This is a genomic window from Campylobacter volucris (genome assembly GCF_008011665.1).
Lineage (GTDB): Bacteria > Campylobacterota > Campylobacteria > Campylobacterales > Campylobacteraceae > Campylobacter_D > Campylobacter_D volucris_A.
This window is the reverse complement of the sequence record NZ_VOWJ01000013.1, coordinates 156,957-175,944: the sequence shown is the minus strand read 5'-3', so window position 1 is coordinate 175,944 and position 18,988 is coordinate 156,957. Positions and strand designations below refer to the sequence as shown.

Annotated in this window: 22 protein-coding genes; 10 read left to right on the top strand and 12 right to left on the bottom strand. The window is 27.5% G+C overall.

Going from position 1 to position 18,988, the window contains the following annotated elements; translation table 11 throughout:
- Positions 1–38 precede the first annotated feature (38 nt).
- Genes FPD38_RS01695 through FPD38_RS01685 form a run of 3 tightly spaced genes read left to right on the top strand, consistent with a single transcriptional unit; the run spans position 39 to position 2,106 of the window.
- Positions 39–1,016 (top strand): Ppx/GppA phosphatase family protein, encoded by a 978-nt coding sequence (locus FPD38_RS01695; RefSeq protein WP_147555065.1) that lies wholly within the window; start codon positions 39–41, stop codon positions 1,014–1,016.
- Entirely contained in the window at positions 1,013–1,456 is a 444-nt protein-coding gene (locus tag FPD38_RS01690) for a GatB/YqeY domain-containing protein (protein WP_147555064.1), read from the top strand. The genes FPD38_RS01695 and FPD38_RS01690 overlap by 4 nt, the downstream gene beginning before the upstream one ends.
- The gene (locus tag FPD38_RS01685) at positions 1,453–2,106 is read left to right on the top strand and encodes a DNA/RNA non-specific endonuclease (protein ID WP_147555063.1); all 654 of its coding nucleotides are present in this window, start codon (positions 1,453–1,455) and stop codon (positions 2,104–2,106) included. Before FPD38_RS01690 ends, FPD38_RS01685 begins: the two co-directional genes overlap by 4 nt.
- A 35-nt stretch (positions 2,107–2,141) precedes the next feature.
- Here the strand turns inward: FPD38_RS01685 and dnaK are convergent, their stop codons facing one another.
- From dnaK to FPD38_RS01670, 3 genes are read right to left on the bottom strand one after another with little or no spacing between them, the layout of a single operon-like run.
- Entirely contained in the window at positions 2,142–4,010 is a 1,869-nt protein-coding gene (gene dnaK / locus FPD38_RS01680) for a molecular chaperone DnaK (protein WP_147555062.1), read from the bottom strand.
- A gap of 20 nt (positions 4,011–4,030) precedes the next feature.
- Positions 4,031–4,540: a nucleotide exchange factor GrpE gene (gene grpE / locus FPD38_RS01675; RefSeq protein ID WP_039665656.1), complete on the bottom strand. Its 510-nt coding sequence runs from the start codon at positions 4,538–4,540 to the stop codon at positions 4,031–4,033.
- Positions 4,537–5,319, bottom strand: coding sequence for an HrcA family transcriptional regulator (locus tag FPD38_RS01670; protein WP_147555061.1), 783 nt, complete (start codon positions 5,317–5,319; stop codon positions 4,537–4,539). The genes grpE and FPD38_RS01670 overlap by 4 nt, the downstream gene beginning before the upstream one ends.
- A 239-nt stretch (positions 5,320–5,558) precedes the next feature.
- On the opposite strand from FPD38_RS01670, the gene FPD38_RS08240 reads away from it, so the two are divergent.
- Positions 5,559–5,690 (top strand): hypothetical protein, encoded by a 132-nt coding sequence (locus FPD38_RS08240; RefSeq protein ID WP_261798262.1) that lies wholly within the window; start codon positions 5,559–5,561, stop codon positions 5,688–5,690.
- Here the strand turns inward: FPD38_RS08240 and FPD38_RS01665 are convergent.
- Genes FPD38_RS01665 through FPD38_RS01645 form a run of 5 tightly spaced genes read right to left on the bottom strand, consistent with a single transcriptional unit; the run spans position 5,679 to position 10,143 of the window.
- Positions 5,679–6,308 carry a hypothetical protein gene (locus tag FPD38_RS01665; protein ID WP_147555060.1) on the bottom strand — a complete coding sequence of 210 codons (630 nt, stop codon included), beginning with the start codon at positions 6,306–6,308 and terminating at the stop codon, positions 5,679–5,681. The two genes, FPD38_RS08240 and FPD38_RS01665, sit on opposite strands and share 12 nt — an antisense overlap.
- Entirely contained in the window at positions 6,305–6,541 is a 237-nt protein-coding gene (locus tag FPD38_RS01660) for a hypothetical protein (RefSeq protein ID WP_147555059.1), read from the bottom strand. Before FPD38_RS01660 ends, FPD38_RS01665 begins: the two co-directional genes overlap by 4 nt.
- Entirely contained in the window at positions 6,525–7,577 is a 1,053-nt protein-coding gene (locus tag FPD38_RS01655; RefSeq protein ID WP_147555058.1) for a DHH family phosphoesterase, read from the bottom strand. The genes FPD38_RS01660 and FPD38_RS01655 overlap by 17 nt, the downstream gene beginning before the upstream one ends.
- Before the next feature lie 9 nt (positions 7,578–7,586).
- Positions 7,587–9,746, bottom strand: coding sequence for a flagellar biosynthesis protein FlhA (flhA, locus tag FPD38_RS01650; protein WP_147555057.1), 2,160 nt, complete (start codon positions 9,744–9,746; stop codon positions 7,587–7,589).
- Positions 9,739–10,143: an Rrf2 family transcriptional regulator gene (locus FPD38_RS01645; protein WP_147555056.1), complete on the bottom strand. Its 405-nt coding sequence runs from the start codon at positions 10,141–10,143 to the stop codon at positions 9,739–9,741. Before FPD38_RS01645 ends, flhA begins: the two co-directional genes overlap by 8 nt.
- A 212-nt stretch (positions 10,144–10,355) precedes the next feature.
- Between FPD38_RS01645 and rpsO the strand changes: the two genes are divergently transcribed.
- A complete protein-coding gene (rpsO, locus tag FPD38_RS01640) occupies positions 10,356–10,628 on the top strand; it encodes a 30S ribosomal protein S15 (RefSeq protein WP_147555055.1) in 273 nt (90 codons plus the stop codon).
- A gap of 195 nt (positions 10,629–10,823) precedes the next feature.
- On the opposite strand, the gene FPD38_RS01635 is transcribed toward rpsO, so the two are convergent.
- The 4 genes from FPD38_RS01635 to FPD38_RS01620 are packed head-to-tail and all read right to left on the bottom strand — an operon-like array spanning position 10,824 to position 13,944.
- A complete protein-coding gene (locus tag FPD38_RS01635) occupies positions 10,824–11,717 on the bottom strand; it encodes an RsmB/NOP family class I SAM-dependent RNA methyltransferase (protein WP_147555054.1) in 894 nt (297 codons plus the stop codon).
- Positions 11,704–12,090 (bottom strand): Holliday junction resolvase RuvX, encoded by a 387-nt coding sequence (gene ruvX, locus FPD38_RS01630; RefSeq protein ID WP_147555053.1) that lies wholly within the window; start codon positions 12,088–12,090, stop codon positions 11,704–11,706. Before ruvX ends, FPD38_RS01635 begins: the two co-directional genes overlap by 14 nt.
- Positions 12,087–12,854 (bottom strand): DNA-processing protein DprA, encoded by a 768-nt coding sequence (locus FPD38_RS01625; protein ID WP_147555052.1) that lies wholly within the window; start codon positions 12,852–12,854, stop codon positions 12,087–12,089. The genes ruvX and FPD38_RS01625 overlap by 4 nt, the downstream gene beginning before the upstream one ends.
- Complete coding sequence (locus tag FPD38_RS01620) at positions 12,838–13,944, bottom strand: divergent polysaccharide deacetylase family protein (RefSeq protein WP_147555051.1); 1,107 nt, start codon at positions 13,942–13,944, stop codon at positions 12,838–12,840. Before FPD38_RS01620 ends, FPD38_RS01625 begins: the two co-directional genes overlap by 17 nt.
- Positions 13,945–14,643: 699 nt before the next feature.
- On the opposite strand from FPD38_RS01620, the gene FPD38_RS01615 reads away from it, so the two are divergent.
- The 5 genes from FPD38_RS01615 to rpsR all read left to right on the top strand — a co-directional run bounded on the left by FPD38_RS01615 (position 14,644) and on the right by rpsR (position 18,805).
- Entirely contained in the window at positions 14,644–16,584 is a 1,941-nt protein-coding gene (locus FPD38_RS01615) for an RNB domain-containing ribonuclease (protein WP_147555050.1), read from the top strand.
- The gene (gene holA, locus FPD38_RS01610) at positions 16,577–17,542 is read left to right on the top strand and encodes a DNA polymerase III subunit delta (protein WP_147555049.1); all 966 of its coding nucleotides are present in this window, start codon (positions 16,577–16,579) and stop codon (positions 17,540–17,542) included. Before FPD38_RS01615 ends, holA begins: the two co-directional genes overlap by 8 nt.
- Before the next feature lie 92 nt (positions 17,543–17,634).
- Positions 17,635–18,009: a 30S ribosomal protein S6 gene (gene rpsF / locus FPD38_RS01605; RefSeq protein WP_147555048.1), complete on the top strand. Its 375-nt coding sequence runs from the start codon at positions 17,635–17,637 to the stop codon at positions 18,007–18,009.
- 3 nt (positions 18,010–18,012) lie between these two features.
- Positions 18,013–18,534, top strand: coding sequence for a single-stranded DNA-binding protein (locus FPD38_RS01600; RefSeq protein WP_039665670.1), 522 nt, complete (start codon positions 18,013–18,015; stop codon positions 18,532–18,534).
- A gap of 10 nt (positions 18,535–18,544) precedes the next feature.
- Positions 18,545–18,805, top strand: coding sequence for a 30S ribosomal protein S18 (gene rpsR / locus FPD38_RS01595; protein WP_039665671.1), 261 nt, complete (start codon positions 18,545–18,547; stop codon positions 18,803–18,805).
- Positions 18,806–18,988: the final 183 nt, after the last annotated feature.

Here is an 18,988-nt window from a genome sequence, read left to right as displayed (position 1 = left end):
TTTTAGATATTATACTTTAAATTTTTTAAGGAGTATTGGTGCTAGGTATAGATTTAGGTTCAAACACCTTAAGAGCTGTTTTAATGGATGAAAATTTTAATAAGCTTCAAAGCGAAGAATTTATCATAGGTGCTGCCAAAAATATGAAAAATTCAAACATTAGTGATGAAGCTATCCAAAAATTATTTGATGCATTAAATACTTTAAAAAACAAAAATTATGATTTAAAAAACGCTAAAGCAGTAGCTACAGCAGCTTTTAGAAAAGCTAAAAACACTAAAGAAATTTTTGAAAAAATCAAACAAGAATTTAAACTCAAAATCACGCTAATTGATCCAAATACTGAAGCAAGATTAAGCATTTTAGCCATGCAAGAAAGATTAAAAAGATTGCATATTTTTAGGAAAGATTTTAATTATTGTGATTTAGGTGGCGCTTCTTGTGAAATTTCAAATGCTAAAATTAGCAAAAGTTTTGATTTTGGTATTATAAGTTTTTATGAGAAAAATCATTTTAAACACTCTAAGCATAATGCTTTTGTTAAATTTTTCAAAAAAAACCCTAAGCAATTAAAACGCGTAAAAAATAAAATTTTAAAAATTCATTTTAGTCCTTATCATCCTCATTTTAAACAATTATTCCTTAATGCTTTTAAAGAAACTATCATGGCTAAAAAGATATTAAAAAGTCAGTATTTTGTTTTAAATTCAGGTGTGCCTACTACACTTTGTGCTTATAAACAAAAAATCAAATATAAAGATTATAAAGAAGAAAAAATCAATGGTAAAATGCTAAATTCTAAAGATTTTTTAAATTTTGCTATAAAAATTTGGAATTTAGAGCAAGAAAAAGCTAAAATTTACTTAGGTGATAATAGAAAAAAATACCTAATAGCTGGTGCTTTACTTCTTTATGCTTTATTTGATAAAGAAAAACTCATCATCATTGATGATGGGATTAGAGAAGGAGTTTGCATAGCTCATTTTAAAAACATCTCATATAAAGGAATACAATGAATTTAAAAGAACAAATTTTAGAAGATATCAAAGATGCGATGCGAAGTAAAGATGATTTCAAAAGAAATACTTTAAGAACTTTAAATGCTTGTTTTAAACAAATTGAAGTAGATGAGAAAATCGCTCTTGATAATGATAGAATTTATAAAATCATTGCCAGTGAAATCAAAAAAAGAAACGAAGCTGTCTTAGCTTTTAACAAAGGCTCTAGAGAAGATTTAGCACAAAAAGAATTAGCTGAAATTGCTATTTTAAGCACATATTTACCAAAGCAACTAAGCGATGAAGAATTAGAAAATGAGCTTAAAAAATTAATAGAAAAATTACAAATTAGCTCCTTGAAAGAACAAGGTGTACTAATGAAAGAGGCCAAAGTACTTTTTGGAGCAAGTGTTGATGGAAAAAGATTAAATGAGATGGTTAGAAAACTTTTAACATGAAAAAAATACTTTCTTTATGCACTTTAGCTTTAAGTTCTTTTGCATACACCCAATACGAGCTCGATCCTAGCTTTAAAAAGTATTTTCAAAATTGCTCATTATTGATGGATAAGTATTATTATATTAATTGCTATGATTATACTTATAAAGGCACAAAAGCAATAGCTTACAAACTTGAAGCTAGAATTTTAAACCAAGGACATATTAAAAAACGCCCTAAATTTTCAGAAGATACCAATATACCTAAAAAATATAGAACTTATTGGCAAGATTATATAAAAAGTGGCTATACAAGAGGTCATGTGGTACCTAATCAATCCATGAATGCTACGCCACAAGCTCAACTTAGCACTTTTTTAATGAGTAATGTTACCCCTCAAAAAAAAGATATTAATGCAGAAATTTGGAATGAAATTGAGCAAAGAGAAAGATATCTAGCTAAGAAAAGCCAAGAATTGCAAGTATTAAATTTAATACTTTATGATAAAAACCCAAAACGCATAAAAAATAATATAGCTATACCAAGTTTTTATGTAAAAATTTTAAAAGCAAAAAATTATACTGAATGCTATAAAGTCCCAAATAATGATAATTTTGCAAAATTTGATAGAAAGTATTTCAAAGAAGATTGTAAAAAATATATTGATTAACTAAGCTAGAAGCTTTATCGCTTCTAGCCTAGTCTTTATTCAACCTCGGCATCTATTACATCATCATCTTTTTTCTTTTTATCTTCGCTTGGCTTTTCATCTTTTTTATACATATTTTCAGCTAATTTATGAGAAACCTCGCTTAATGCTTTCATTTTGCTTTCTATCTCTTCTTTAGAAGCATTTACATTTTTTAAAGTTTCTTTTAAATCATCAAGTGCTTTTTGGATATTTGCCTTATCCTCATCACTTACTTTTTCTCCAAGCTCGCTTAAAGATTTTTCAACTTGATGCACTAAACTATCTGCAGCATTTCTTGCTTCTACAGCCTCTTTGCGTTTTCTATCTTCTTCTTTGTGAAGCTCTGCATCTTTTACCATATTATTAATTTCTTCTTCGCTTAAACCACTAGAACCTGTGATTTTAATCTCTTGAGCTTTACCAGTTGCTTTATCTTTAGCACTAACTGTCAAAATTCCATTTGCATCTATATCAAATGTAACTTCAATTTGTGGCATACCACGAGGCGCTGGTGGAATTCCTTCAAGATTAAAATTACCTAAAGATTTATTATCACGGCTAAATTCTCTCTCACCTTGTAAAACATTTATAGTAACTGCACTTTGATTGTCTTCAGCAGTTGAGAAAGTTTGCTCTTTTTTTGTAGGTATGGTTGTGCCTTTTTCGATGATTTTAGTCATAACTCCACCTAAAGTTTCAATACCCAAAGAAAGTGGAGTAACATCAAGTAATAATACATCTTTCACATCACCTTTTATAACTGCTCCTTGTATAGCTGCACCAATTGCAACAACTTCATCAGGATTAACTGATTTATTTAAATCTTTACCAAAAGCTTTTTTAACTTCTTCTTGAACCAAAGGAACACGAGTTGATCCACCCACCATTACAATTTCTTTGATTTCATTTTTATCAAGTCCAGCATCTTTTACAACTTCATTGATTTTGCTAATAGTTTCAGATACTAAACCTTCAATCATACTTTCAAATTTAGCTCTTGTTAAAGTTTTTGTCAAATGTTTTGGACCACTTGCATCAGCTGTAATAAATGGTAAATTTACATTGGTTTCGTTTGCTGAACTGAGTTCTTTTTTAGCATTTTCAGCTGCTTCTTTTAATCTTTGCAAAGCCATTACATCATTTTTAAGATCTATTCCTGTTTCATCTTTAAATTCACTTGCTAAAAAGTCTATTAATTTATTATCAAAATCATCACCACCCAAAAATGCATTACCACCAGTCGCTAAAACTTCTACTACATTATCTCCTGTTTCAAGCACTGTAACATCAAATGTTCCACCACCTAGATCATAAACTACTATTTTTTCGCTCTCTTTTTTATCAAGTCCATAAGCTAAAGCTGCTGCTGTTGGTTCGTTTATAATTCTTAAAACATTCAGTCCTGCTATGGTTCCTGCTTCTTTAGTTGCTTTTCTTTGTGCATCATTAAAATATGCTGGAACTGTTATAACCGCATCTTCAACTTTTTCACCTAAAAAAGCTTCAGCATCTTCTTTTAATTTCATCAAAACTTTTGCTGAAATTTCTTGTGGAGTATAAATTTTACCAGCTATTTCTATAGCACAAGCTCCATTTCTTTCTGTTATATGATAAGGAAGACGATTTTTAGCTTCTTTAGCTGCTTCTTCATTTATCATTAAACCCATAATTCTTTTTATAGAATAAATAGTTTTTTCAGGATTAGTTACTGCCTGACGCTTAGCACTATCTCCAACTAAAATTTCACCTTTATCAGTAAAAGCTACTACTGAAGGAGTTGTGTTTTTACCTTCTTTATTAGGGATAACCTTGCTCTCCCCTCTTTCATACACACTTACACAAGAATTAGTTGTTCCTAAATCTATACCTATAACTTTACTCATTTTATTCTCCTTTATTAAATTTATTTTGCAACGCTAACTTTGGCTGATCTTATGATTCTATCATTCATCATATAACCCTTTTGTAAAAGAGCTACTATATGACCGCTTTCATGATCAGCACTTTCTACGTGAAACATAGCTTCATGTAAATTTGGATCAAATTCACCACTAGCTTCCACTGGTTTAACCATATGTTTTTCTAGCTTCTTCAAAAGTAGATCAAGTGTATTTTGCACACCTTCTTTAATTTTTAAGCTAATTTCATCATTAGCTTCTACATTTACAGCCGCCTCTAATGCATCTACTACATCAAGCAAATCTTTTGCAAAACTTTCATTTGCATAAATAGTTGCTGAAATTTTTTCTTTTTCCATTCTTTTTTTGATATTTTCAAATTCAGCATTTGCTCTTAAATAAGTATCTTTTAATTCATCATATTGCGCTTGAAGTTTTTGAAGTTCATCGTTTTGTTCTTCTAAAACTTGCGTATTCTCATCAAGCATTTCTTCATTTTGCTTTTCTTCGCTCATGCAGCCTCCTTTATAATGTTTAACATTGTTTTAAAATCAGAATATATGCTTCCTGCAAAAATTGCACTAGATTCTTGCCCTAAAAACATACTCTTAAGCTTTAATCCCATAAATCCTTCTTCAAACAAAGGATTAAATTTTAATTTTTTATCAAAATAAAAACCTATTTGTGGAGATAAAAGCTTAGCAAATTCATCATTTTGATAAATTTGATAAGCTTTACTCTCGTTATATCTATAATAAATCATTGCCTGTTTTAACATAGAAATTTTTTCTAACAACTCTTGAAAATTTACCTTAAAAGCTAAATTTTCTATATCTTTTAACTCAAGTCCAATTAATCTTTGGATGAATAAAAAAGAATCTTGGCTAAATTTTAAAACCAATTCATTTTTTGTAAAATCTAATATAATGAATTTATTATTTACAACTTCAACATCATTTAAAACTAAATCATCTCCTCCATAAATCAAAGTGTAAATTTCAAATTTATCAAGCAAAAATTCCAATAAAGCAAGATCATTGATGATAATCTCATTTTCATAAAGTTGCTCACTCCAATAAGCTTTCATAGCTCTATTAGTAGGAATTCTTCCACTACTTATATGAAGTTGAGTTAAAACCCCCTCATCACTTAATTTTTTAAAATAAACTCTTATAGTAGAAGCTGGAATGCAAACTTTATTATTTAACTCGTTAGAACCAACAGGAACATTACCATCTAAATAAGTTTCTATAATGGTTCTTAAAATTAAATCTTTTTTGTCACAAGACTTCACTATAAACCTTTTTTAATAAATTAGCACTCAATATTTTTAAGTGATGAAAATATTATACAACTTTAGTAATATAATGTCAAGTTATTTTTAAATAAATTTATTTAAAATATTTTAGTCTATATAGCTAAAGTTTATTTAGTTTGTATAAGTAAATTTAATAAAATATATTTTCAGCTGTTTTAAAAGTTAAAACATTATAATTTTACTAGCAATATTACAAAATAAGGTTTACTTCAATTATGAAAAATTTAACACTTAGAGAAAAACAAGACTTAAATTCATATGTATTCTCAAACATAGAAAAAAGAAAAATGGCTTTAAATAGAATTTTAAAGTTATATTTTATTAAGCTTTTTAGATTAGTTTTTTAATCTGTATTTTTTCATTTCTTTTTGCGTAAAAGATAATTCTTTAAATTCTGGGGATGAAATAAGCTCCATACATTGTTTATCTAAATTTTCTATACCTACTACATACAAACTTGCTTGAGAAAATTCATCAAGAAACAAATCAAACATAACACAATCTTGATCATTGATCTTATAAAAAATCTTACCACCTGTATTTTTATCTAAATTTAAAGCATGAATTTTTTCACTTTTACTTAAAAGTTTTAAATCATTAGCAAAAGAATGGTTTAAAGTATAATAAATCATAAAATCTCGCATAATATTTTTAATTTCACTAAGCTCTTTTCTCATGGAAGTCAGATCTTTTAAATACAAACTCATAAAATTTGTATTAAGGTATTCATTTAATGTTGTTTCATTGACATCTTTACAAGAATCATATTTTTTTAAAACATATGCTTTTTTATCACTTAAAACTATATCAACACAAGATTTTTTATCTTTTTTTAATTCTAAAATAGTAGCTTCTTTGGAGTAAAGATTAATTGAGTTTTGTTTATTATAAGCAAAATCATTTAAAGTCTCATAAATATCTGCATAGGAAAAACTTATAACAAAAAATAAAAATAAAATTCTCATACAAACAATTCACCATAGTGTTGTTTAAGATACTCTACAACTTCTAAAATTTCATCCACTCCTTCACTTTGACTTTTAGCACACACATCATCAATACAATCAATATAACATCCTATTGCTTGATCAAGTTTTTCTTTTTTCACTCCAGCATATAAAAGCATAGCTTCAAGCACTATACTCAATTCATATTGTAAATTTTCTATTTCTTCTTTTAAGTTATGATTTGCTTTCATTGTTTTCCTTTAATTCTTTATTTTTAATTAAATCCATAAATTGAGCTTTGATAAATTCATAATTTGAACTATCTTTATAAGAAGTAAACATCCCACCACTAGCATTTTTATGGCCTCCACCATTGACTAAATTTTTAGCCATTAAGCTAACATCTATTTTATTATTTGCTCTAAAACTTAAAGTTTTTCTTGAACTAATATCTACAAAAAAATCAAATTCAGGATTTTGAGTCAAAAAATCATTCCCAATAACTGAAGTATTACCTATGTTTGAAGTAAGCAAACCTTTTTGACCTTTATATGTAACACTAAATTTTTCTTTATCAAATTTTAATTTTTCTACTACAAATTTAGAAATTAAATTACTTAAAGTATCATCATTTTGCATCTTAAAAAAAGATTTTTTCAAGCTATGCAAATCATTGTCTAAATCAATATGAGCATTGTCTTTTTTTATATACAATCTTGATTTATCAAAAAGATAAAAAATATATTTGATATTTTCATTAGCAAACATTACCCTATTGATTTCTTTAGCACCAGCTACCATGCCCAATAAAACCTTACCTAGCTCAAAATTTTTATCATGACTTAGCCAAATATCTACAGCATTGACAACATCTACAAATTCACTCAAAGATTTATCTTTATTACAGCATTTTGAAAAAAAATCATAAACAATTTTTGTTGCACATCTTTGATCATCTAAAAAATACCAAGGATATTTCAATGCACATTCTAATCCACTTTGATGGTGATCTAAAAGCAAAAGTTTGATTTTTTTACCTTCGATAGCTTTTTGAAATTCTTCACATTGATTCAAGGTTAAATTTAAATCAGTGATTAAAATAACATATTCTTCATTAGGATTGATCTTCAAATCTTCTTCAATATTTTTAAAAATAACATTAAAGTTTTCATTGATTTCTTTCCCATAATTAGAATTATAAAAAAAGCAATTTTTAAAATAAAAATTTACTACATATTGACAAGCATAACCATCTAAATCAGTATGAGAAAGATGATAAATTTTCATATTTTATCCTTATAAATCATCAACTTTTATAATACCTTCTGTCTCAAATTTAGTATTTTCTGCAATCTCAGCAAAACTAAGCACAGTTATATTTATACCAAAATTTGAACAAATATCTGCGATAAATTTTCTAAGTTGTGGTTCTACACAAAGCAAGAAAGGTTTAATTCTAGTATTTGCAACGCTTGCAAGTTCAGCTTTTAAAGCTTCAACCAAGGCTCCAGTTTGAGCTACATTGATCATCAAATGATAAGTTCCATCTTTAAATTGAACATGTTCCATTAGTTTTGCTGCAGCAGCTGCATCAAATATATAAAAGCTTATGTTGCCTTTTTCATCCACATATAAATTTGTAATCACTCTTGCCAAAGATGCTCTTACATGCTCTATAATCATATCCAAACTCTTGCTAACTTCAGCAATATCGCTAATTGATTCAAGTATAGTAAGCATATCTTTAATCGGAATATGCTCTTTAAGCAAGGCTTTTAATACCTTTTGTATCAAGCCAATACTTGCAACCCTTAAACAATCATCTACAACAATAGGATAATCATTTTTGATTTTATCAAGTAAATTTTGAACTTCTTGTTTGGTTAAAAGCTCTGATGCATTAGCTTTGATAAGCTCACTCATATGAGTTGAAATCACACTTGCTGGATCAATTACTATATAACCATTTAGCGTTGCTTCATCTTTTAAGGAAGCATCTATCCAAAGCGCATCAGAATTAAAAGCTGGTTCTTTGGTAGCTATACCTTCTACTGGCTCAGTAATAAAACCACTATCCATAGCTAAATATTTATCAGGATAAATTTCAGCACTAGCTATACCAACACCTTTTAATTTAAAAGTGTATTCGTTTGGTTTTAATTGTAAATTATCTCTAATTCTAATTTTTGGCATTAAAAACCCCAAACTTTGAGCTATATTGCGTCTTGTTGATCTTATACGTTCTGTTAATTCACTTTCTGCTAATTTAATCAAACCATAACCCAACTCTAATTCCAAAATTTCTAATTTTAAAATATCTGTTATTTTATTTTCTTCTTCTTTTAGTATTTCTTCCTCGCTTCGTTTTTGTGGCTTAACTTGCTCATCTTCTTGAATTTCTTGATTTTTTTTGCTTAAAGATGGATCAAGTTGAATTTTACCTTCTTGAACCTGCTTAATCACAAAACCAAGTCCTAAAAACACTAAAGCCATAAAACCTAATGAAAAATGTGGCAAACCAGGAACCAAAGCAAAGATAAATAAAATAAAACCAACAATTAATAATGTTTTATACTCACCTAAAAGTTGATTGATAGAACCTTCGGCAAAATTATCCTCATCTTTGCTTGCACGCGTAATGATAATCGCAGTTGCTGTGGAAGTGATAAGTCCTGGAATTTGAGATACAAGTCCATCACCTATAGTTAAAATAGTATAAGTAGATGCACATTGACTAAGCTCCATATCATGCTGAAAATAACCTATCATAAACCCGCCAATAAGATTTACAATAGTTATAATAATACCCGCAACCGCATCTCCTTTGATAAATTTAGAAGAACCATCCATAGCTCCATAAAAATTGGCTTCTGCTATGATCTCTTGTCGTCTTTCTCTAGCGGTTTTTTCATCAATCAAGCCCGCGTTTAAGTCCGCATCAATAGCCATTTGTTTTCCTGGCATCGCATCAAGAGTAAATCTTGCTTGAACTTCAGAAACACGAGTACTACCTTTAGTCACAACCATAAAGTTTATCAAAACTAAAATACAAAAAACAACCACACCAATAACATAGTTTCCACCTACAACAAATTCACCAAAACTTGCAATAATATCACTAACCACAGCAGGTCCTTGGTGTCCTTCACTTAAAATCATACGCGTAGTAGCTATATTTAGCGAGAGTCTAAAAAGCGTGATAATTAAAAGTATAGTCGGAAAAGTTGTTAAATCAGTAGGTTTTGGAATATACAAAGAAATTAATATAATTAAAACAGAGATTGCTATACTTAATGCAAGAAAAAAATCTAAAACAATACTTGGTAAAGGAACAATAATTATCGCTAAAATCGCAATAATTACAGCAACAATCGTTAAACTTTTTGCTTTTAAAACCGGTGCAATAAGTGGCGCAATCCAAGGTAAAACTAAATTTACTATATTTTTTTTAGCCATTATTTTTTATAATATCTTCCAAAGTAATAGAAATCAAAAAATCATCAATTTTATTTTGCAGAGTAACTAAAACTGGCATTAAATTGCAACTATCACCTTTTTGCGACGGACAAATTCCATTACTACATTCAAAAACATTAATAGATTTCTTTTCAACACTATTAACAATCTCTTTTAAGGTGTATTCTTGTGGATTTTTAACTAAAACAAATCCACCTTTTGCGCCCTTAAATGATTTTAAAAGATTATCTTTGGCTAAAGCCTGCAAAATTTTTGCCAAAAAACTTTTTGGAATATCTAAAACATTTGACATAGTATCAACATCTTGAGGTTCTTGAGACTTTGCTATATAGATCAAAGACAATAATGCATATTCGCTAGCTTTTGTAAATAACACACTAATCCTTAAATTTTTAAATCTTTATTCTTTAAAATATCTTACAAATTATTTGCAATGAGTAAAATTCATAAAAATTTATATTATATCAAAAAATAATACTCAATATTGTTAATTTTTAAAATTGTAAGGTTTTATTCTATTTCAGATTTATTTTTGGTTTTTTATGTATAATTTGCGTTTTAATTTTAATACCGCTCAGGAGGTCTATCATGGCTTTAGATTCGGCTAAAAAAGCAGAAATTGTTGCAAAATTTGCTAGAAAAAGTGGAGATACTGGTTCTCCAGAAGTTCAAATAGCACTTTTAAGTGCTAGAATTTCAGATTTAACTGAACATTTAAAAATCTACAAAAAAGATTTTTCATCTCGCTTAGGATTGTTAAAACTTGTTGGTCAAAGAAAAAGATTACTTTCTTATCTTAAAAGAAAAGATTACTCAGCTTATACCAAATTAATTAGCGAGTTAAATTTAAGAGATAAATAAGCATTTTGCTTGTTTATCTGCATTTTTATATAATTTTTCTTCATTATAAATACTTTTTTTATCTTTTTAAGTTTTAATTTTTTATTATATTAATTCACAAGAGTTTCACAATGTGAATTTGCTTTCAAAATACCTAAAAATAGCAGTTTAAGTTTTCTAGTAAAAAATATTTTTCACGCTAAAATTTATTGATTTTTAAAGTTTTTTTATTTTGGCGATAAAAAAACCATCTGCAAAATCATCTGGTAAAACCCTTTTAGCAAAAGATAAATCAAAATTTTCACTTTGTGCTTGAATATACTTAACATTTGTAAGCTCAAAATCCATCATTTGTAATTGAAAATTCGGATTATTTAAAGCATTTTCAAGCACTTCTTCATTTTCTTCTTTTAAAAAGGTACAAGTGCTATAAACAAGTTCTCCACCATGTTTTAAGGCCTCTAAAGCAGAATGTAGTAATCTTTTTTGCATATTTGAAATTTGCTTGATTTCTTTGATATTCTTTTGCACTTTAAGACCTAATTTAGCAAAAGTAGAACAAGGTGCGTCTAATAAGATTTTATCAAATTTTAAAGGACATAGCTTTCCTATAATTTTGGCATCTTTCAAAAAACATTTTGAATTATACACATGGTATTTTTTTATATTTTCTTTTAAGATAAAAAATCTCGTTTTTGAAAATTCACAACAAGCTAAATATCCAGTATTTTGCATAAAATTTGCTAAATTAATACTTTTACCACCAGGTGCTGCGCACATATCTAGAACACTATCTTGAGTTTTTACATCTAAAGTTTTAGTGCATAAATACGAAGAATAATTTTGTATATAAAATTTTCCTTCATTAAAAGCATCTATAGAGCTTAACTTGCTTTTGTATTCATATGAAATTTTATAGCAAAATTTATCTATTTTATCAAAAGGTATTTTTTCTTCATTTAATATTTGCTCTAAATTTTCTTCACTAACAATCAAAGAATTTCTAAAAATATTAATATTTTTAGGCTTATCAAAGCTTTGTAAAATTATATTTTTTTGCTCACTAGAATAAATTTGCTCCAAGGTCAAATTTAAATCAAACAATGCCATAATAATTCTTCAAAATCAAATACGCAGCCAAAGAGTCAAGCTTGCCATCTTTTTTCTTTAAATTTACCACTTGAAGCTCTTGTGCTTGTTTAGAACTAAAACTCTCATCTACAAAAACAATTTCTTTTTCAAAATTTATTAAAGACACAAAATACTCAATGCGTCTTTTCATCTCATCTTCACTAGATCCACCCTTGGGAATACCAACTATTAAAATATCTATCTTGTAATCTTGCAAAATTTTACCAACATCTTTTGCTGCTTGATTTCTATTTTTTCTTATAATAGCATCTAGTGGCATTGCTATTTTATAATCAATACAAAGTGCAAGCCCTATTCTTTTTAAACCAATGTCTAAAGCTAATGTTTTCATGACTTAACTCTCACACTCAAGCCACAAATTTCAACCAAACCATCAAGTTCATACTCATAAATTCTATCGCCGAATTTTTGCAAAATTTTATCTAAATTATTCTCTTTTTTAACAAATTCTAACAACTCATCATTATTACTTTTTTCTTCTAAAACTCCAAACATAGAAGCAAATTCAGAAAAATCATAAAGTAATTTAGCTTGATTTTTTGCTAGAAGTAAATTTGTACCTTCACTTTCTTGCCTTCTTTGAGGTAAAACATATATAGGTTTTTTCATACTTAAAGCAAGTCTTGCACTCTGCATAGAACCACTATATAAATCAGCTTGAGCTATAATCACAACTTCACTTAAAGCAATGATTAGTCGATTTCTAAGCAAAAAATCATAAGGCTTGGGTTTATAAAAAGCTTCATGTTCGCTTAAAGCTAAAGCATGTTCATAAATTTGCTCGATATATTTTTTATTGCTTTTTGGATAAATTTCATCAAGACCATTAGCAAAAATAGCTATAGTATTTGGAAATGCGACATTAGCAGCTGTGATATCTACCCCCAAAGCTCCACCACTTACTATACAAATTTGCGCATTTTTGCAACAATTTACAAGCTCATAAATACAATTTTTAGTATAAACACTCATTTTTCTTGAGCCAATAATTGCTATTTTTCTATTTTTTAAAAGTTCTAAATTTCCTTTATAATACACATTAGCTGGAGGATCTTTTAAAGAATTAAATTCTTTAATATTATTTATAGATTTCATTTAAATACACAAGTTCAACTGAATTTAACAATTCTTTACTTTGCACCAAAGCTTCAAAGGTGTTCTTTCTTGGATGAGCTATAGCTATAGCAAAACCTTTAGCTTTAGCCTCGTTAACCACTTGCATGATTTGCTTTTTGATATACTCAATATTATCTTCATTATCTAAAAATACATCTCTTGCTATATAAGGCTGATGATATTGTTTTGCAAGTTTTGGTGCTTTAGAATTACCAATGGTTCTTGAATCTACAAAAATAAAATCATTTTTCAAAAAAGCATCAAAAAGATTTTTCATAGCAATTTCATCAGCGGTAAATAAACTACCAGTATGATTATTGATAAATTTTAAATTTGGAAAATGCTTTTTTATATATGCTATGCGTTTAAATATGACTTCTTTGCTATCTTTTGGCTCTAGGGTATTTAACTCAGCTTTATCGTATTTTATGGCAGCTAAAGGAAGATGTACCATAAAAAATTCAAAATCTTTAGCAAGTTCAGCTGTATAAGGATGTCGTTTATCTGGAGGAAAAAACGATGGAATAAGTTTTAAGTTAGTTTTTTTAAGCATATCAACATGAGTATGACTAGCCATATCATCTATAATAATAGCCAAAGATGGCTTGTTTGGTTTAGTTTGATGTAATTGTTTTTTTACTTGCTGCGAAGTTAAATTTTGCTCATTATTTATTTGCTTAGTAAGATTTTCATCTATTTTGCTTATTTGCTTAATATTTTCCAATTGTATATTATTGGAAGAATTTTGCTCTGTGCTTAAATTTATGTCATCGTTTTTTATTTTATTTTCTTGAGTGTTATTATTAAGATTTAAAATTTCACTTATATTTTTATCTAAAAATTCTAATTTTTCATCTTTTAATGCAAAATTGCTTTCATTATTTTCTAATGTTTCAAAAATTTCTATCTTTTTCTGTGTAGTAACCATAGGCTTGGTTATTTGAGTTTTATTTTTTATTTCAATATCTTTTTTTTGTAAAAATAAACTTCCTAAAAAAAACAGTATAATCCCAAGCACTAATATACAAAGTGCTAAAAACACTTTGTATTTTGTATGTATATTTTTCAATTAATTTTTATCCTTATCAACTAAATTTTTTAGCACTAACTCAAGGCGTCATAGCAAAAAGCTCACGACCTGTTTTTTAATTTTTCTAAAATAAAGTCCTTAATAAAAGCTCTAATTTTTGTATATATTTTAAATACTTTTCAAAATATCTCATATCAACAATACTTCATTGATATATCAAATCTACAATCAATTTCATCTAATGTAAGCATTTAAAATAAACCATTTTAGGCTCATATCTAGCTTCAACCAAAGTTTCAAATCTAGCTTGGAAGATAGCGAGTTCTTTGCACAACACAGCTTATTCACTAAATAAATCTGCTTCTTTCTGCTTTAAATGTTATTTCCTGTGATACCTATTTTCTACTATCTACACTAAATTCATGCCTTACAGCGCGTTCTAATATTTTTAGCAATCATAATCACATCAGCTTTTTTAACATTTTTACAACAAAACCAATATTTTAAACTTTACTCCATTTTTTTCTTTGAAATCTATAATAATATCAACCCTGATATCTCTTAAATTCATGGCATAAGCATGACTATATCGCAATCTTTATCATAGCAAATAGATACAGCTATTATATATCCCTAAAAAAATAAAATTTAAGCAAAGATTATAACTAAAAAATACAAATTTAATTCTTTTGTGATAAAATTTCACCACACATTTTATAACAATCTAAAAAGAATATCATGAAAGAATTATTTAATCAACTTAGTTATGGTTTAAACCCAAATGAAATCACTAATAAAACTAAACAAATTATAAGAGAATTATCAACTTGTGAAATTATTAAATTTTATAAAAACAAATATTATTTAAAAGATGGTTTTACTTTTGGAAAAATAGATATTTCCTCCAATGGCACTGGATTTTTGCAATGTTTTGATACAAATTTTAAAAAAGATTTAATCATAGAAAATAAAAATTTAAAAGGTGCCAATTATGCAGATATCGTTGTAGCAAAACTACTGCCTATTAAGAAAAAACGAGCAAGTGTTAAAGTGGTTTTAATACTAAAAAGAGCTCACGAAACATCTTTAGTGATTACTCAAAAATATGGACAAGCTATATTAGGAGTAAATATACAAACAGGTTTAACTTGCGCTTTAAAAGCTTCACAAAAGTCATTAAAAACTTTACCACTTGGGACTATTTTAAAAATAGAAAATCACAATAACAACATCACAGAAGTTGTAGGTCACATAGATGATGAATTTGTTGATGAAAAAATTTCTCTTGCTTTATACAATAAAAATTCCATTTTTGACACCTTATGTGAAAATGAAGCTAGGGCTTATGGTGATTTTGTAGATGCAAGTATGTATCCACAAAGAAAAGATTTAAGAAATTTAAATTTTTGCACCATAGATCCTATAGACGCAAAAGATTTTGATGATGCAATATTTTATGATAAAAATGAACATGCTATTTATATTGCCATTGCTGATGTAAGCTCTTATGTGCATGCTTATAGTGCCATTGATAAAGAAGCTAGAAATCGTGGATTTTCTATATATTTTCCCCATATTGCCATACCTATGCTCCCAAGAGCTCTAAGTGAAAACATATGCTCATTAAAACCAAATGAAGATCGTTTAGCTTTTTGCTTTAAAATTTCACTAGATAGTAATAATGAAGTAATCAAAGAAGAATTATTTGAAGCTATTATTAATTCTAAACGCCGTTTTAATTATGATGAAGTTGATCAATACCTAAACACGCTTGAAAATTTAAATCAAATCAATTGGTTATACGATCTTTTTAAAATCACTCAAAATTTACGCAAAAAGCGTTTAAAAAATGCTTGTGAATTTAAAACGCAAGAATTAAGAATGCAATTAGATGAGCATAATAAATTAAAAAATACTTATCTTGAAAACGATACTCCATCGCACAATCTCATAGAAGATTGTATGCTTTTAGCCAACAAAGCAGCAGCAAAGCTTATAGAAATAGGAATTTTTAGAAACCATTTAAATCCTGATTACAAAAAAATCAACCAATTATTGGCTGATTTATCTAGTTTAGGTATTGATGTAAGTCCAAAAAACAACATTATAGAATTATTTAAAAATATACAAGATTTAGCAGATGAGCTAAATATGCGCTCTGAAATAGATAAACTTTTAATAAAGGCTCAAAAAAAGGCTCTATATGCTAGTGAAAACACTGGACATTTTGGCTTAGGATTTGACAAATATACTCATTTTACAAGTCCTATTAGAAGATATTCTGATTTGCTTTTACATAGACTTTTAAAAGCTAAAATCAATAATAATAAAAAAATGTTTAATTATTTACTTTTAAATATAGAAAGTACTTGCGAAGAATTAAGCATTTTAGAAAGAAAAGCAGATAAAGTGTCTTGGGATTTTATGGATAGAAAATTTGCAAGATGGGCAAATGAAAATATAGGTAAAAAATTTAAAGCCGTTGTTGTGGAAAATCAAAGCTCACTACAAGTAAAATTAAACGATGAAATTAAAGGGGCATTGGTGACTATCATAGGCTCAAAAGCAAATTTATTAGAAAATGTAGAAATTCAAATCACACAAGTTGATATTATTAGTGCTAAAATTTTTGGAAAAATAACGCAATTTTTAAAACTGGAAAGAATATTAAATGTATAAAAATCAACTCCAAACTCTTTTAAATTCAAAAACTTTTCCTAATTTTTTTCTACTTTATGGAGTAGATAATTTTCAAATAGAGCTTTTTTCTAATTTCATCAAGCAAAAATATGAGTTTGATGAAAATTTAAAATTTTATTTTGATGAATATGATTTTAAACAAGCTTATGATTATTTATCAAGCTCATCTTTATTTAGTGAAAAAAAACTGCTTGAAATTAAAAGTTTTAAAAAACTTTCTTCAAAAGAAATAAAGCAATTAACAGATCTTTGCAAAAATTCTAATGAAAATTATTTTTTACTTCAAATTTATGATGAAAGTGCAAAATTAACTGATTTAGAAAAAACATTTGGTGAAAATTTTTGTAGATTTTTTAAAGCAAATTCAGCCAAAGAAGGTATAGAACTTCTTGGATTAAAAGCAAAAGAATTAAAGATTAATATCACTCAAAATGCACTTTTTACACTCTTTTATAATTTTAATGAAAATCTTTATTTGGCAGCAAGCGAACTTAACAAATTTGTAGGTTTAAATATCGATGAAAAAATTATACAAGAACATTGTTATAGTCTAAGTATTATTAGCTTTGAAAGTTTTTTTGAAAAAATACTTGATAAAAAAGATTTTAGAGAAGATCTTAATAAAATACTTGATAATTACAATGAAATTGTCCTGATTAATGCTTTAAATGTGAGTTTTTTAAGACTTTTTAAAATAGCTTTACACGCCAAAGCATATGCAAATATAGATTTAAAAGAAATTTTAGGCTATGCTCCACCTATGCATATAGCAAAAAATTTACAAAACCAAGCCTTGTCTATAAAAATTTCACAATATAAAAAAATCTTTTTATCTTTATGTGAATGCGAATATGAACTTAAAAAAAATTCAAAAATAGAAAAAAAAGAATACTTACTTTCTAATTTGCTATACATTAACACTATATTAAAAAGTTAAATTAAGCAAATTTAAGGTATAATAGAAATTGCATTTTTTGCAAAATCCTTGCCTAAATTTTTTAGGCTTTATATCCACAAGGAGAAAAATTAATGAAACATTATGAAGTTTTATTCATATTAAAACCGACACTTACAGAAGAAGAAGTAAGTGCTAAGTTGGAATTCGTAAAAGAAATCCTTACAAAAAATGGCGCACAAATTGAAAGCGTAGTTCCAATGGGAACAAGAAAACTCGCGTATAAAATTAAAAAATACGAAAGAGGGACTTATTTTGTGATTTATTTTAAAGCTCCTACAAATTTAATTGCTGAACTTGAAAGGGTATTAAGAATCACTGAAGAAGTTATAAGATTTTTAATTGTAAAATATGAAAACAAAAAAGAAATTGCTGCTTGGGAAAAACTAAGCAAAGGTATTAAACAAACTAAAAAAGAAATTAAAACTAGCGAAAACACAGAAGGCTAAAAAATGTTCAACAAAGTCGTTTTAGTAGGTAATCTTACACGAGATATAGAAATGCGTTATGCTCCATCAGGTAGTGCTATAGGATCTTCAGCTATTGCAGTTACTAGAAGATTTAGCACAAATACAGGAGAAAAAAGAGAAGAAACTTGCTTTATCGACATTAGTTTTTTTGGAAGAACAGCAGAAATTGCCAATCAGTATTTAAGCAAAGGTAGTAAAATTTTAATTGAAGGTCGTTTGAGATTTGAGCAATGGAGCGATCAAAATGGACAAAATAGATCAAAACATAGCATCCAAGTCGAAAATTTAGAGATGCTAGGCTCTACCATCCAAAATAATCAACAAAATAATTTTGACAATCAAAGCTACAACCAAAATTTCAACCAACAACAAAGCTTTGATCCATACGCACAAGTTCAAACCAAAACTCCATCAAATCCATATCAAAATAATACTCCAAAAGAAACTCCTATGAGAGAAATTGATATAGATAAATATGATGATGATACAGAATTACCATTTTAAAGGAAAAAACATGGCAGAAAAAAGAAAATATTCACGCAAATATTGCAAATACACTGAAGCAAAAATTGATTTTATCGATTATAAAGATACAGCTTTATTAAAACATGCTTTATCAGAAAGATTTAAAATCATGCCTCGTCGTTTAACTGGCACAAGCAAAAAACATCAAGAAATGGTTGAAGTTGCTATTAAAAGAGCAAGACATGTGGCTCTTATCCCTTATATAGTAGATAGAAAAGAAGTTGTAACTAATCCTTTTGAAGGATTATAATTTTCACCCCCCCCAAGCTTAATCTTGGGGATAAATTTAAAACTAGATGGATATTTTCAAGTATAGAATCTGATTTTATATTGTCTTACTTATATCAGTCGCTATTATAGTAATACCCAAACTTTATAGAAATCTCCCACAATTTATAACTACGACAAAAGATTTAGATATCCAAAAAAAGAA